Raw genomic sequence first — 14,308 nt, 5'->3', positions numbered from 1 at the left:
CTTGAACTCGCGGCTGAACACTCTTCTCGTCATGTAGATTCTCCAGTTTCATAAACACCTTATCTCGGTGTCCACGAAACCGGCAGCAGGCCACAGTGTTGGGAAGTTTATCCAGGCCAGACAGGTCCTTGTGTGACACTGTGAAAACGCCCTGTTGCATCTGAATCCTAGGATTATTTCTGACGGCTGTAGCTGCTAGCGGCTGGAACGTCTGTACTTGTGCGCCGATTTTGCTAGGCAAATAGTCATCAAAATGCTTGTCGTCTCCTAAGCCCAGCACTTGCTTCGCTTGGTCATCGCGCAGTGAAATTGCATTCAGTTCTTGTGGAAGAAGCGCCCAGATGCACCCGTCTGCTTCCTCATGATCGGAACCTTCGTCATTCACGGCAAAATAGAGCGACACCAAGACACTCTCTGACCAATCTAACAGGCGGGTAGGCAATCCATGGTGCTGCATCAAGAACAACCACTCCCATTCGTCCGCAGGCCTGCTTGCGATCAACGGTAAGGCGTTTTGCTTGAACCGACGTATGAGCGGGAGTTCGTTTTCAATTCCTCCGTTACGCGCCAGAGTGCAATCCAACTTCCAAGACGCATCGCCATGCCCTCGAAACCAAACAGGGTCATTTTCGGTTACTTGCCCAGCCAGTGCATCTAAGAGGTCCCCAATGCCAGTCACCTCGGTGTCATCATACTTCATTGAAAATCCAACTAAAAACACTCCCTAAAGTCATCTCAACCTACAATTGCGCTAAATACCTGTCGAGCGAAAAAGGACGGCACAAATCAGCCATAATGCGCACCCACGAAGCCCGAGATTCGGCGATTTCTGTGCTTATACTGTTCTTGAAGCAAGCAGCACATCAACAGCGCACAGAGCTGACCCATAAGTTATTGTTTTTATTATTATAAATGGTGCCCCCACACGGACTCGAACCGCGGACCTACTGATTACAAATCAGTTGCTCTACCAGCTGAGCTATAGGGGCACTGGCGCGCGAATTACCATTGCGATTGAGAGTTGGCAAGTCGGCTCGATCGTTTCTTTTGTCTTTTTACGTGAGATGGGTGCAGGCCGCAAAAGGGCAGAGTGGCCAAGTCATAAGTGAGAGGCATGTCCGGACCAGCACAGGCCGGGGCAGCAGTTGCCTAGCCGCGCCAGCTGCGGATCGGGCCGCAATCCATATGCACGAAATTGGAACCGGCGTAGCGCCCAACGCCACCGGCGCGACAGGCGATGGCGGCATTGGCCATCTGAACCGTGGTTCGGCTTTGCAACCGCAGATCGGCGGCCTGACCGCGCATGTGCAAGGAGTTGCGGGCAACACCTGAAGAGCGGCTGCGCAACATCGCATTGGTCTGCGGCGAACGGTAGCCGGACAGGAGAAGATAGGGTTCGCTCGTATCCATCAGGTTCAGGGCGGCTGACATGATGTCGATGGTGCGCAGGTCGATCTGGATCGCCTCACTTGTGCGCCAGTCGCGCATGAAGACGTTGATCTCGCGCACGGCTTCGGGAATGTATTCACCTTCGATCCAGTAGATCGTGTCGATCCGTTCACCTGTCCGGCCGGAATGCATGGCGATGCGGCGAATGTCGCCCGCGCGCCCGCGCAAAAAACCTGCTGCGTTTGAATAGGTTGGTGCTGCTGCGATTGCCGTTGCTGCAAATGCCCCCAGCAATCCACGCCGGGTCATCCCCGAGGAAGTCAGTTTTGTCATGTCTGTAGCGCCTGTCCCGTCGCTCAATAACTCCGCTTTACAGCGGATTTTCCATCATGCCCCCAAGATGATGCTAGTTTTATGGCATATTTCGATTCGATCACCAAGAGGTGTTTAGCCCGTTATTGGTTAACGGGGCGGAAATCGGCGGCAAATTGCGCAAAGATGACACGCGCTTCCGTTCAAAAACGCTCCTCAAGGCGGCATGTTGGCAACACACACGGGTCGTCGCCAGCGCTTCGCCGCATTGTGAGTGGACAGGGCTGGGGTATGGATATTGATACTCTTCCCCATGGTGACTTTGCGTTAGTGTCATTTGAAAGAAGTTATGGGAAATTTGATTTATGCGAGTTGAAAGCCTGCCAATTCAAAGGGTGATGCTTCGTTTTGCAGCGATGTGTATGTTGCTGGTTTTTGGTCTGTTCAGTGTGCCGCAGGCCCATGCGCAGGTGACTGAATTCCGGCAGGCTGTAGCCGAGGCTGCGGCCGGCGATGATGACCTGATGGGATTCTACCGTGCCCGTAATTTCGAAGGTATCTGGGATGAACGCCGCCGCCGCAATGCGTTGCTGGCCGCGTTCAGTTCTGCAGGCGACCACGGATTGCCGATTGACCGCTATAATCCCGAGACGCTGCGTGCGCAGTTCCAATCGGCCACGACACCTGCCGCACAAGGCCGGGTCGAGGTCGAGGTCAGCCGCCTGTTTCTGCAATACGCCCGTGATGTGCAGACCGGTATTCTGATCCCGTCGCGCGTCGATAGCGGTATCCGCAGGCAGGTTCCATACCGGTCGCGTCTGGCGACTATCCAGGCCTTTTCGCAATCCAACCCTGCGGGTTTCTTGCGGGCCTTGCCGCCCGCATCGCCAGAATACACCCGCCTGATGCGTGAAAAACTGGCGATGGAGCGTCTGCTGGCGGATGGTGGTTGGGGGCCGACAGTCAGTGCCCGTAAGCTGGAACCCGGCGATACCGGGCCGCAGGTTGTTGCACTGCGCAATCGGTTGATTGCCATGGGATTTCTGTCGCGCACCAATACACAGACCTATGATCAGGCGATTACCACCGCCGTTCAGCGGTTTCAGCAGGCCAACGGGCTTGCCATTGACGGCACGGCAGGCCCCGGCACCCTGACCGAGTTGAACACGTCCGTAGAGCGTCGGTTGCAGGCCATTATCGTGGCGATGGAGCGGGAACGCTGGATCAATCGCCCCCGTGGTCAGCGCCACATCTGGGTCAACCTGACCGATTTCACCGCCAAGATCATCGACAATGATGTGGAAACATTCAGCACTCGGTCGGTTATCGGTGCCAATGAACGTGATCGCGTCAGTCCGGAGTTTTCCGATGTCATGGAGTTCATGGTCATCAACCCGAGCTGGTATGTGCCCCGTTCCATCGTCACCAAGGAATACCTACCCCAGTTGCAGCGTAATCCAAATGCGGTGAACCAGCTGATCATCACTGACAGCCGGGGCCGTCAGGTCAACCGCGGTGCCGTGGATTTCAGCCAATATACCGCGTCGAACTTTCCCTATTCGATGCGCCAGCCGCCCAGCCGGGGCAACGCGTTGGGACTGGTTAAGTTCATGTTCCCCAACCGCTACAACATCTACCTGCACGACACCCCGGCCAAGAGCCTGTTTGGCCGCGAGACCCGGGCCTTTAGTCATGGCTGTATCCGCCTGAATGATCCGTTTGATTTTGCCTATGCCTTGCTGGCCAAGCAGATGGGCAATCCCGAAGAGTTCTTTCAGGCTCAGTTGCGCACGGGTCGTGAGCAACGCGTCGACCTGACCGAGCCAGTGCCGGTTCATCTGGTGTATCGCACAGCCTTCACCCAGGCTGATGGCCGGATGCAGTACCGTCGTGATGTCTATGGTCGCGATGGCCGCATCTGGGACGCGTTGGCCCGTGAAGGGGTGGCAGTTCGCGCCGTTCGCGGGTAAATCTTTCCTCGGGTAACCGGTCCGGGGACAAGATGGCACATTCCATAGCAGACATCGCGGCAGCGCTGGGGGCAGAAGCCTTTGGCGCTGTTGATCTTTTGGTGGACGGTGCAGCGGAGCCTGGCAGTGCCGGTCCTGATGATCTGGCGCTTGCCATGACCCCAGCCTATGGCGATGCGCTGGCGAAAGGGCAGGCACGTGCCGCTGTTGTCTGGCCCGAAGCGGATTGGCAGGCATTGGGGCTTGAGGCCGCAATTCTGGCCCCCCGTGCCCGATTGGCGATGGCGGGTCTGACGCGGATGCTGGACCGAAAGCTGCCGGGCGAAGGGATTTCAAAGCACGCCTTGATCGATCCTGCGGCCGGGATTGGCACTGATGTCGTGATTGGCCCGTTTGCCGTCATTGGCGCGGATGCGGTCATTGGTGACGGATGCTGGATTGGCGATCAGGTCAGTATTGCCTCTGGCGTCACCATCGGACGCGACTGTGTCATTCACCCCGGTGTCCGGTTGCAGCGGGACGTGCGTATCGGTGATCGTGCTATCCTGCACCCTAATGTGACAATCGGTGGCGACGGGTTTTCCTTTGTTACCGCCGAGCCATCCAATGTTGAACTGGCGCGCGAGACGCTGGGCGATGCGACCATGCCTGCCCCGGCAGACCCGACATGGCACCGTATCCATTCGCTGGGCGGCGTGGAGATTGGCGATGATGTGGAGATCGGGGCGAATGCGACGGTGGATGCCGGAACCATCCGCGCGACGCGCATCGGGCAAGGCACCAAGATCGATAATCTGGTGCAGGTTGGTCACAATGTGATTGTGGGGGACCATTGCCTGCTTTGTGCGCAGGCGGGTGTGGCCGGGTCCACCGTGGTGGGTGACCGGGTGGTTGTGGGTGGCAAGGCGGGTATCGCTGACAATCTGAAGGTGGGCGATGATGTTGTGCTGGGTGGCGGTTCGGTCGTGCTGTCCAATGTGCCTGCCGGGCGGGTCATGATGGGCTATCCTGCCACAAAGATGCAGACCCATGTGGACAGCTATAAGGCATTGCGGCGTCTGCCGCGGGTTCTGAAAGGTCTCGGAAAAGGTTAACTGCCTGTTTCAAAGCGGCCCCATTGTGACTACATCACAGATGAACTGAAATGGACGTCGAAGCGACATGAACACCCAGGAAAAGGTTGTCGAAATCATTGCGGAACAAGCGATGCTGGAGCCGGCTGATGTCAAGCTGGAACACACGCTGCAGGATCTTGGCATCGATAGCATGGCATTGGTCGAGAGCATTTTTGCGATTGAGGAATGCTTTGACATATCGGTGCCGTTCAACGCCAATGAGCCGGGAGAGAGCGATTTCGATATCTCGTCCGTTGCGGCTATCGTTGCTGCGGTTGACCGGCTGAAGGCCGAACAGGGCAAGTAAATGCGCCGGGTTGTCATCACCGGGGCGGGCACGATCAATCCGCTGGGCGAAAACGTCCCTGCCACGTTTGAAGCCATGCGCGAAGGGCGTTGCGGCATTGGCCCGCTTGAGATTGCCGATGTGGACCGTCTGGCAATACAGATCGGTGGCCAGATCAAGGGCTATGACGAGGCACAGCATTTCAACCGCCAGCAGATCGCCCTTTATGACCGCTTCACCCAGTTCACACTGCTCGCTGCGCGCGAGGCGATTGCGCAATCGGGCCTGAGTTTTTCCGGTGCATTAGCTGATCAGTCGGGTGTTGTTCTGGGCACATCCGGCGGTGGATTGACCACGCAGGACGAAAACTATCGCGCGGTCTATGAGGCGGGCAAGAACCGGGTGCATCCGTTTATCGTGCCCAAGCTGATGAACAATGCCGCGGCCAGCCATGTGTCGATGGAGTGGAACCTGCGCGGCCCGTCCTTTACAGTGGCGACCGCCTGCGCATCGTCGAACCATGCGATGGGGCAGGCGTTTAATATGGTGCGTTGCGGTATGGCCAAGGTGATGGTGACCGGCGGGTCAGAGGCGATGTTATGCTTTGGCGGGATCAAGGCCTGGGAAGGGTTGCGGGTCATGTCAAAGGACGCCTGCCGCCCGTTTTCGGCCACCCGCAACGGTATGGTGCAGGGAGAGGGTGCGGGAGTATTTGTGTTCGAAGAGTATGAATACGCCGCTGCAAGGGGGGCAGACATCCTATGCGAAGTCGTGGGTTTCGCCATGTCCTCTGACGCTGCCGACATTGTCATGCCTTCAAAGCAGGGCGCGGCGCGGGCCATTGGCGGTGCGTTAAAGGACGCCGGACTGGCTGGCGATAGTGTTGGCTATATCAACGCCCATGGCACGGGAACAGCCGCAAATGACAAGACGGAATGTGCTGCAGTGGCCGATGTGTTCGGTGCTCATGCGGACCAGTTGATGATATCGTCCACCAAATCCATGCATGGCCATTTGATCGGTGGAACCGGGGCGGTGGAACTGCTCGCCTGCATCATGGCCCTGCGGGACGGGGTCGTAGCACCGACCATCGGGTATGAAGCACCCGACCCCGAATGCGCGCTGGATGTGGTGCCCAATGTCGCGCGCGATGCAAAAGTGGATGTGGCGCTGTCAAACGCTTTTGCTTTTGGTGGGCTGAATGCGGTGCTGGCATTGCGGGCAGTATAGGCTGGTCGGTCAGTGCCGATGCAAAGGCCACTTGGCAGGCATGTTGATGCCCTGCCAGTTTGCTGCGTGTCGTCTTATTCGAGAGTCACGACACCTTCAAAACCTGCTGTGAAGCCAGTCAGGGACATGGTGAGCAGGACTTCTTGATCTGGTGCTGCTGCAGGCACCAGCCTCAGCGTGGCGTTACTTCCGCGCTTGAACTGATCGACCTCGGCCTGGGTGAATCCAAGACGCGAGACGCAGCCGGCGGCATTGCAGAAGGTGAACGGGTAACGGCGGGCTTCACCGCCATCCACCGACAGGGTCAGTTGCTGGGTTAGCAGTGTTTCGAGAGGGACGACAATTGTAGCACCAGCAGCGGCGCGCGATCCGTCGGGCAGGCGGAACAGGTTGACCTCGGCCACTTGATTGCCGTCATTGTCCAGCAATAGCTGATAAAGATTGCATGGATCATTCTGCCCTTGCGGGGCCTTGACGCAGCGCATCTCCCAATCACCGAATTCCTGCAGCACGTAGGGTTCGCCAACTTTCGGCGGCAAAGGTTCACCGAGGATCAGATCATCTGGTGCGTCATCCTGCGCGGGTGCGTTTTCTTCCGCTGGCGTTTCTGTTTCGGTTTCCTGCGCTATCGCGGCACCGGCCTGTGTCAACAGACCAGCCAGAATGATGGATTTGAAAAAGCTGCTCATCTTGTTTGATCCTTCGCGTGTTTTTCAAGGGCTTTAGCACGGTCAGGCGGGGCTGTCAGCGCCAAAATCCGCGCGATGGGCAGGCATCCGCTAAGACTGTTCTGCCATAGAAAAAGGGCCCCAAAGGACCCTTCTTCGTTTTCTCCCTGTCGGACTTGGCCGACTAATTGCAGGGGAAGCTACGCAAAGCCATTGTGTCCGTCAACCGGAAATCTTTGCCTATCTATGTCATAGGATGGTGATCTTGCCAGAAAAAAGCCGTGCCCGCAGGCACGGCAAGTCTAACAGGGAGGAAATATGCCAAACCGTCCCGTTTGGGTGGTATGACAGGCGTTTAGACTGGCATGGATTGGTTAAGAATGTATTTTGATCTGAAACAATCTGACGAGGGAGCAGTTTAAATGGGCGATCATATCTTTATCGGGGGCGGCGGGGCCGAATACGGAGTGCCGCAATCCCTGTTGCTCGACAAGGCGAACCGGCATGGATTGGTGGCCGGTGCGACCGGCACGGGCAAGACGGTCACCCTGCAGATCATGGCCGAAGGGTTTTCGGCTGCCGGTGTTCCGGTGTTTTTGTCGGATGTGAAGGGTGATTTGTCCGGTCTGGCCGCTGCCGGGTCAGACGAGTTCAAGCTGCATGACGCTTTCATGAAACGGGCTGATACTATCGGCCTTGATCTGCAATATGACAGCTTTCCGGTGACATTCTGGGATCTTTTCGGGCAACAGGGCCATCCGATCCGGGCGACGGTCGCCGAAATGGGCCCGCTATTGCTGGCCCGCCTGATGGAATTGACCGATGTACAGGAAGGCGTGTTGAATGTCGCCTTCCGGGTCGCGGATGAGGAGGGCTTGCCACTTCTCGACCTCAAGGATTTGCAGGCGCTTCTGGTTTGGGTCGGGCAGAACGCGCAGGATCTGTCATTGCGATATGGCAATGTGGCGTCGTCGTCCGTTGGTGCGATCCAACGGCAGTTGCTGGTACTGGAAAATCAGGGGGGCAATGCCCTGTTCGGCGAACCGGCGCTGGATCTGGCGGATATGATGCGGACCCGCGATGGCCGGGGCGAGATCAACATCCTTGCCGCCGATCAGTTGATGGGTAGTCCACGGCTCTATGCCACTTTCCTTCTTTGGCTGTTGTCAGAACTGTTCGAGGAACTGCCAGAAGTGGGTAACCCCGACAAACCCAAACTGGTGTTCTTTTTCGACGAGGCGCATTTGCTGTTTGATGATGCGCCAAAGGCGCTGGTGGATAAGGTCGAACAGGTGGCGCGCCTGATCCGGTCCAAGGGGGTTGGGGTTTATTTCGTCACGCAGAACCCCGGTGATATCCCCGAGGATGTCTTGGGCCAGCTAGGCAACCGGGTGCAGCACGCGCTGCGGGCCTTCACGGCGAAAGACCGCAAGGAGCTGAAGACGGCCGCCGAGACCTATCGTGACAATCCGGAGTTCGATACGGCAGAGGCTATTCAGGAGGTGGGGACGGGTGAAGCTGTCACATCATTCCTGAACCCCAAGGGTATTCCGACGGTTGTCGAGCGCACGCTGATCCGGCCGCCTTCGTCACAGCTGGGGCCAATCACCACCGCTGAACGCAAGTTCGTCATGCAAGCCTCTGATATGGCGGGCAAGTATGACACGCCCGTTGATCGTGATAGCGCCTTTGAGATGCTCCGAAACCGGGCTGATGCGGCTGCGGCCGCTGCCGAGAAGGCGGAGGCGGAAGAAGAAGCACTTGAAGAGAAAGAGCGCGAGTTTAAGGCGGCCCGCCGCTATGACGGTGGCGGGACGGGGCGGTCATCGTCGCGCAGATCGTCCCGGTCGTCAGGCGGTGGGTTTGGTGGCAAGCTGGCCTCGGTCATCACCAAAGAGCTGACCGGCACCACCGGACGCCGCATCGTTCGCGGAATTCTGGGGGGCTTGTTCAAGGGACGCTAGACAGATGATTGATGGTACAATGCATCGCGGCGCGCGCTTTCTGACATTTGTTCTGGCGGTATGTGGCGTGGCGGCGATGGCGGCCCTTCTTTTCGTTGTGCAGTCCCAGCCGCAATTGATCGAACATAAGCTGCAATCCTTCGCGATCAAAGAGGTTCAGAGCCGTGCCATTTCCGCGCTGGATCAGGCGCAGGATGCGGCCCAGGGCAGCGAGAACGGGCTTTTGCGCACGCTTGCTGATCGTTTTGCCGATGATGCGAAGCTGTTAGAGCAGCGCGATGCTGTGATCCGGTCGATGGTCGCCTCGGTCGCGCAGGATCGCTGCGATTGCGAAACCAACCGTCTGGTCACGGGGGCCACGCTCACAAGTATCGCGATCCGGGATCGTATTGCAGCGTTGCGGATTGGTGAACAGACGGTGGGCGATTTTGTTGCTGCCCGCTATGACGCGACAATCACCGGCCTGCGGTCTGATCTGACGACCTTTGGCATTGCCAATCTGGTCGCTTTTCTGACCCTGATCTTTCTGTCGGTGTTCAAGGGCCGCGTTGGTGCACGCATCCTGCCGATGACGCTGCTTTTGGCTGCGTATGTCCTTTATGCGATGTATTGGTACGTGTTCACGCAGGATTGGGCTGCCGCCATTTTGTTCAACAATTGGGCTGCTGGCGGATATGTGGCCACAATGCTGGTGGTCTATTTCCTTTTGATAGATTTCACCTTTTTCAACGGGGCCATCACCGATGCGATTGTTCAAACCATTACAACGGCCTTGTCCAATGCACCGGTGCCCGGCTGTTGACAACACCCGCCTGTAACGACGGCGGGTGTAGTCGTTCATTGCCCGAGCGCAATCCCCTCGCGCCGCGGGTCGGCACCGCCTTCCAGCGTCTCACCAATGGCGATGGCATGCAGGCCGGAATTCAGGCCGCGGATGTTGACCTCGTATCCCAGTTCAGTGAGCGGTGCTTCAAACGATACCGCGTCGCTGCCTTCCTCAACATCGTAGGTCCCGAAGCGATTGACAAGATGCGGCATTGCGACCGCCTGTTGTACATCCATTCCCCATTCCAAATGGGCGATGATGGCTTGGGCCACATAGCCGATAATGCGGCTGCCGCCGGGGCTGCCGATGACCAGCACAGGCTCACCATCCTGGGTCACGATGGTCGGTGACATGGATGAGCGTGGCCGTTTGCCCGGTTCGACCCGGTTGGCGATGGGATAGCCATCGCTATGCGTGGCAAAGGAGAAGTCGGTCAGTTCGTTGTTGAGCAGGAAGCCACGCACGAATAGCCGTGAGCCAAAGCCATTTTCAATGGTGGTCGTCATGGACAGCGCATTGCCATAGGTATCGACGATGGAGATGTGTGAGGTTGAGGGAAACTCGATACTGACATCATCACCCCAAAGCTGCGCGTGGTCCCATGTGGGGTTGCCAGGCGCCACCTCTGGCAAGGCGACAAAACCATCGATGCGATCACCTTCGATCAGCCCGGCCCGTTCTTCCAGATAGGCGGGGTCGACGAGCCCTTGCGTGGGCATAGGCACGAAATCACTGTCGGCCATGTAACGCCCCCGGTCGGCAAAGGCGAGGCGGGACGCATCGCCAATCAGCCGCCATGTGTTCGAGTCGCTTGGGTCCGAGATGTCGAAATTGTTCACGATCCCGAGGATCTGCCCGACTGTCAGTGCGCCGGATGATGGCGGCCCCATGCCGCAGACATCGTACACCCGATAGATGACGCAGACCGGCGCGCGTTCGACCACGTCATATAGCGCAAGATCCAGTGTCGAAAGGACACCGGGATTACCTTCGGCATTGCGCACGGTGGCGACGATATCCTCGGCGATGGGACCAGTATAGAATGCATCTGTTCCACGGGTCGCGATCTGGCGCAGCGTATCCGCATAGTCCGTGTTGATCAGGGTGTCACCGGCCTGCAAGGCGTTGCCGCCCGGAAAAAAGTAGGCGGCGGTTGCCGGAAAGCGTTGCAATCTTTCGCTGTCATTGGCGATGGCGCCCGCCATGCGCGGCGAGACGGCAAAGCCGTTTTCGGCAAGGCTGATTGCTTCGTTGAAAAGGCCCGCCCAGTTGGACTGCCCCCAGCGGCGATGGGCATCTTCCATCAGTTTTGGCGTGCCAGGGGTGCCGACGGACAGGCCACCGACGACGGCATCGAAGAAGCCAAGGCGCTCACCATTTTCGTCCTGAAACAGCGTGGGTGTTGCGGCCAAAGGTGCGGTTTCACGACCATCCAGCGTGGTGATTTCGCCAGTTGTCGCATCGTACCAGACAAGGAAGGCGCCACCGCCCAGCCCAGATGATTGTGGTTCAACCAACCCGAGTACTGCCTGCACCGCAACCATGGCATCCGCTGCTGTGCCGCCATCGGCCAGAACGGCAGCACCTGCCTCAACCGCGAGCGGATTGGCAGCGGCCACTATCCAGTCTTCCGCAGAGACGGGAACGCCCGCCGTCTTGGCATCGAGGGCGGCCTGTGCCGCCTCTGACAGGTTCTCGAACCCGGCCTGTGCTGTGGCCTCCTCTGGGGCGACCGCATCTGCGGCTTGTTGGGCGAAGGCGGGAGACAGAAGGCAGGCACTGAATAGGCAAGGGGTAAAGAAACGACGCAACATCATGATGGACCTCATTGTTGGAACGAATGCGGTCAGGGTGACGCAAGGGCAGGTGGAATGTAAAGCGGGTCGTGGCGGGCACGATTTTTCGACGAAAAATCGTAGGGCCAAAAGTCTTCGCGAAGATTTTAGCAGATCATCGTAAGAGGTGCGTTGTTGCAGATCGCGATGAACTGGTTGCCGTTGGCCATCAGGCCAAATCCGCGCCGCCGCACCTCTCATTCAAAGCGTTCGCTCCCGATCTCGCGGTGGATCACGTTAATGCAGTCCCAATTTTGGATTAAGCGCGCCGCCGCCGACCGGTCCGCGCGCGCCCTTGGCCCTCTTTGACCGGGGCGCGGTTGAACTTGATCCATTCTGCACCCGACGGGTCATTGTCCGTCAAGAAGTTGGCGGCGCGGATTGCTGCCATCTCGCTACCAGCGCGCGGTTTTGTGGAGCCAAGGCCGAAGAGCGTGACAAAGGTTTCGTCGTCCATGTCGTCGGGCAGGATGATACCGGCGGCGGATATTTCGGCCTTTTTCTCGGCGATCTTGATAGGGCCGATTGGCAGTGCCACCGGGTTCATGATGGCAGAGGTCATGCCGGCGGTCATTGCCATGGGCAGGAAGGCGTTGTTGATCCCGTGACGGTTGGGCAGACCGAATGAGATATTCGACGCACCGCAGGTCGTGTTGACCCCCAGCTCTTCGCGCAGGCGCCGCACAAGGGTGAAGACCTGCAGGCCGGCGGTGCCCATGGCACCGATGGGCATCACCAGTGGGTCCACAACGATGTCATGGGCCGGAATGCCGAAATCGGCGGCCCGTTCCACGATCTTCTTGGCGACGGCGAAGCGCACGTCGGGGTCTTCGCTGATCCCGGTATCGTCGTTGGAGATGGCCACGACTGGCACATTGTATTTCTTGACCAATGGCAGGACGAGTTCCAGCCGTTCCTCTTCCCCGGTGACAGAGTTCAGCAGGGGCCGCCCCTCGGCTGCCGCCAGGCCATTTTCCAAGGCCCCGGGAACCGAACTGTCGATGCAAAGCGGGATGTCGACCACGGCCTGCACTCGTTTGACCAGTTCGGTCATCAGTGGTGGTTCGACAAAGTTGTTGTCGGCGTAGCGGGGGTCTTCGGCCATCTTGTTGGAAAAGACTGCACCGGAGTTCACGTCCAGCACATTGGCACCGGCTGCGGCCTGCGCAATCGCGTCCGCCTCGACCCGGCTGAAATCGCCGCGTTCCAGTTCCTCGGCCAGGATTTTTCGGCCTGTGGGGTTGATCCGTTCACCGATCACGCAAAAGGGCTGGTCGAACCCGATAATGGCCGTCTTGGTTTTGGATTCGACGATGGTGCGTGTCATTCTAGGGTCCTTTAGGATTGGGAGGCTGGAACGGCTGAACTGCCGCCATGATCGATCGCCCATTTTGCATTGGTCTTGATCCCGCCCAGCGGGAAGAAATGGACACGTTCGATGTTGAAATCAGGATTTGCGGACTTGTGGGCGGCAAGTTCGGTCAGAACCTCGTTTGGTTCGTAGGGTAGCAGCAGTTTGGTCACATCCATGGCCCGTTTTTGCAGAACCTTGAGCGATGGCCCGACGCCGCAGGCGATGGCGAATTTGATCAGGGTCTGCAGCTTGGCGGGACCTGCGATACCGATATGGATCGGGATCGTGATGCCCGCATCACGCAGCGCGTCGGCCCATGCGATGATCGGTTTTGCCTCGAACGCAAACTGGGTGGCCAGTGCCATGTCGGCATCTGTTGTTTCGCTGAATTTCTGTTTCCAGCGCAAGGCGTCCATGACGTTCATATCTGATCCATCATTGTCGATGTCGCGGTTGCCTTCGGGGTGACCGGCGACGTGCAGGCGCTCGAAGTCGCCGAAGAGACCCGTTTCCATCAACTGCATGGAACTGTGGAAATCACCATGTGGTTCCGCCAAACCACCGGCCAGCAGCAGCGCCTGATCTACGCCAGCCTCACCTTTGTATTGTGCGATCCACTCCGCCAGTGTGGCCTTGTCCTTGATGATGCGCGCCGGGAAATGGGGCATAACCTTATAGCCATCGTTTGCCAGCCGCTTGGCGGTGGCGACCATATCCTCGATCTGGGTCCCCTCGATATGCGCAATATAGACGCGTGTGCCAGCGGGCAGTAGATCGCGGAAGTCATCGACCTTTTCGGCGGTGCGCGGCATCACCTCGATTGAATAGCCCTGCAGAAACGCCTCAACATCAGGATTGACGCTGATCTCTTCGATTTCTTTGCGCTTGAGGAAGGGGAGCAAGGACATAACGACCTCCGTAAGGCGTGGGGGGATGCGGGGCGGGGTTTTCAAGCCCAACCGTCATTGGTGATCAGGGTCTTTATCCGTTCGGCATCGTATTCGGCATCGATGCGGGCGACGGCGGCTTCGGCGGCTTCGGCATCTGTGCCCTCAGCCGGGTACGGATCGGCCTTTCGAAAACCGGCCATGTATTCATCGGATTCGGCGGCACCGGATTTCATCGCGGCCCGGTCGATTGCCTGTTCGAATCGTTCCGGCAGGGGCAATTTGGTGCCCCGACGGCCACGGCCCACGATGACCTGAGCGGGCATGTCGCGCCAATAAACGATGGTGACGTCAGGCATCTGATTCCTCATTGTTCTGATCCCGGTTTAACATCCGTTTTTCCTTGCCGAAGTCGGTTTTCGACATCGTGGATGCTCTGAGCGACTGCATATGGGTAACGTGCACATCCGTC

At 58.1% G+C, this 14,308-nt stretch carries 13 protein-coding genes and 1 tRNA gene; 6 read left to right on the top strand and 8 right to left on the bottom strand.

Annotated features, from left to right (window positions below; genetic code table 11):
* The 3 genes from ACFWW4_RS17610 to ACFWW4_RS17600 all read right to left on the bottom strand — a co-directional run.
* Positions 1–700 (bottom strand): FRG domain-containing protein (locus tag ACFWW4_RS17610; RefSeq protein ID WP_411892057.1); only part of this gene is annotated, 700 nt, incomplete at its 3' end.
* A gap of 213 nt (positions 701–913) precedes the next feature.
* Positions 914–989, bottom strand: a tRNA-Thr gene (locus tag ACFWW4_RS17605).
* A gap of 160 nt (positions 990–1,149) precedes the next feature.
* On the bottom strand, positions 1,150–1,722 hold the full coding sequence (locus ACFWW4_RS17600; RefSeq protein WP_411892056.1) for a YcbK family protein: 573 nt from the start codon (positions 1,720–1,722) through the stop codon (positions 1,150–1,152).
* 377 nt (positions 1,723–2,099) lie between these two features.
* Here ACFWW4_RS17600 and ACFWW4_RS17595 point away from each other — a divergent pair, with 377 nt between their 5' ends.
* The 4 genes from ACFWW4_RS17595 (at position 2,100) to ACFWW4_RS17580 (ending at position 6,302) form a co-directional block, all read left to right on the top strand.
* Positions 2,100–3,671, top strand: coding sequence for a L,D-transpeptidase family protein (locus ACFWW4_RS17595; protein ID WP_411892055.1), 1,572 nt, complete (start codon positions 2,100–2,102; stop codon positions 3,669–3,671).
* 32 nt (positions 3,672–3,703) lie between these two features.
* Positions 3,704–4,765, top strand: coding sequence for a UDP-3-O-(3-hydroxymyristoyl)glucosamine N-acyltransferase (gene lpxD, locus ACFWW4_RS17590; RefSeq protein WP_411892054.1), 1,062 nt, complete (start codon positions 3,704–3,706; stop codon positions 4,763–4,765).
* A 67-nt stretch (positions 4,766–4,832) separates the two neighbouring features.
* On the top strand, positions 4,833–5,093 hold the full coding sequence (locus ACFWW4_RS17585) for an acyl carrier protein (RefSeq protein ID WP_411892053.1): 261 nt from the start codon (positions 4,833–4,835) through the stop codon (positions 5,091–5,093).
* A complete protein-coding gene (locus ACFWW4_RS17580; protein ID WP_411892052.1) occupies positions 5,094–6,302 on the top strand; it encodes a beta-ketoacyl-[acyl-carrier-protein] synthase family protein in 1,209 nt (402 codons plus the stop codon).
* A 74-nt stretch (positions 6,303–6,376) separates the two neighbouring features.
* On the opposite strand, the gene ACFWW4_RS17575 is transcribed toward ACFWW4_RS17580, so the two are convergent.
* A complete protein-coding gene (locus ACFWW4_RS17575) occupies positions 6,377–6,991 on the bottom strand; it encodes an invasion associated locus B family protein (RefSeq protein WP_411892051.1) in 615 nt (204 codons plus the stop codon).
* Positions 6,992–7,392: 401 nt separating this feature from the next.
* On the opposite strand from ACFWW4_RS17575, the gene ACFWW4_RS17570 reads away from it, so the two are divergent.
* Both ACFWW4_RS17570 and ACFWW4_RS17565 read left to right on the top strand, forming a co-directional pair.
* Positions 7,393–8,934, top strand: a complete 1,542-nt coding sequence (locus ACFWW4_RS17570; RefSeq protein ID WP_411892050.1) for a helicase HerA-like domain-containing protein — start codon at positions 7,393–7,395, stop codon at positions 8,932–8,934.
* 4 nt (positions 8,935–8,938) lie between these two features.
* Entirely contained in the window at positions 8,939–9,736 is a 798-nt protein-coding gene (locus tag ACFWW4_RS17565) for a hypothetical protein (protein ID WP_411892049.1), read from the top strand.
* A 35-nt stretch (positions 9,737–9,771) separates the two neighbouring features.
* Here ACFWW4_RS17565 and ggt read toward each other — a convergent pair whose 3' ends face one another.
* From ggt to ACFWW4_RS17545, 4 genes are all read right to left on the bottom strand, one after another.
* Entirely contained in the window at positions 9,772–11,574 is a 1,803-nt protein-coding gene (ggt, locus tag ACFWW4_RS17560; protein WP_411892062.1) for a gamma-glutamyltransferase, read from the bottom strand.
* Positions 11,575–11,854: 280 nt separating this feature from the next.
* A complete protein-coding gene (locus ACFWW4_RS17555) occupies positions 11,855–12,922 on the bottom strand; it encodes a dihydropteroate synthase (RefSeq protein ID WP_411892048.1) in 1,068 nt (355 codons plus the stop codon).
* A gap of 11 nt (positions 12,923–12,933) precedes the next feature.
* Positions 12,934–13,857 (bottom strand): methylenetetrahydrofolate reductase, encoded by a 924-nt coding sequence (locus tag ACFWW4_RS17550; RefSeq protein ID WP_411892047.1) that lies wholly within the window; start codon positions 13,855–13,857, stop codon positions 12,934–12,936.
* 41 nt (positions 13,858–13,898) lie between these two features.
* The gene (locus ACFWW4_RS17545) at positions 13,899–14,195 is read right to left on the bottom strand and encodes a virulence factor (protein WP_411892046.1); all 297 of its coding nucleotides are present in this window, start codon (positions 14,193–14,195) and stop codon (positions 13,899–13,901) included.
* Positions 14,196–14,308: the final 113 nt, after the last annotated feature.

This window comes from Yoonia sp. SDW83-1, assembly GCF_046762885.1.
In the GTDB taxonomy this organism is placed as follows: Bacteria; Pseudomonadota; Alphaproteobacteria; order Rhodobacterales; family Rhodobacteraceae; genus Yoonia.
Note: the sequence above shows the minus strand (reverse complement) of the source record. Positions and strands in the feature narration are given on the sequence as shown.

What these genes read in the sequence shown, in the direction of transcription:
- ACFWW4_RS17580 (WP_411892052.1), top strand. Translation starts at nt 5,094, where the DNA reads ATGCGCCGGGTTGTCATCACCGGGGCGGGCACGATCAATCCGCTGGGC.
- ggt (WP_411892062.1), bottom strand. Translation starts at nt 11,574, where the DNA reads ATGTTGCGTCGTTTCTTTACCCCTTGCCTATTCAGTGCCTGCCTTCTG.
- ACFWW4_RS17595 (WP_411892055.1), top strand. Translation starts at nt 2,100, where the DNA reads ATGCTTCGTTTTGCAGCGATGTGTATGTTGCTGGTTTTTGGTCTGTTC.
- ACFWW4_RS17550 (WP_411892047.1), bottom strand. Translation starts at nt 13,857, where the DNA reads ATGTCCTTGCTCCCCTTCCTCAAGCGCAAAGAAATCGAAGAGATCAGC.
- ACFWW4_RS17545 (WP_411892046.1), bottom strand. Translation starts at nt 14,195, where the DNA reads ATGCCTGACGTCACCATCGTTTATTGGCGCGACATGCCCGCTCAGGTC.
- ACFWW4_RS17570 (WP_411892050.1), top strand. Translation starts at nt 7,393, where the DNA reads ATGGGCGATCATATCTTTATCGGGGGCGGCGGGGCCGAATACGGAGTG.
- ACFWW4_RS17565 (WP_411892049.1), top strand. Translation starts at nt 8,939, where the DNA reads ATGATTGATGGTACAATGCATCGCGGCGCGCGCTTTCTGACATTTGTT.
- ACFWW4_RS17600 (WP_411892056.1), bottom strand. Translation starts at nt 1,722, where the DNA reads ATGACAAAACTGACTTCCTCGGGGATGACCCGGCGTGGATTGCTGGGG.
- ACFWW4_RS17585 (WP_411892053.1), top strand. Translation starts at nt 4,833, where the DNA reads ATGAACACCCAGGAAAAGGTTGTCGAAATCATTGCGGAACAAGCGATG.
- ACFWW4_RS17575 (WP_411892051.1), bottom strand. Translation starts at nt 6,991, where the DNA reads ATGAGCAGCTTTTTCAAATCCATCATTCTGGCTGGTCTGTTGACACAG.
- lpxD (WP_411892054.1), top strand. Translation starts at nt 3,704, where the DNA reads ATGGCACATTCCATAGCAGACATCGCGGCAGCGCTGGGGGCAGAAGCC.
- ACFWW4_RS17555 (WP_411892048.1), bottom strand. Translation starts at nt 12,922, where the DNA reads ATGACACGCACCATCGTCGAATCCAAAACCAAGACGGCCATTATCGGG.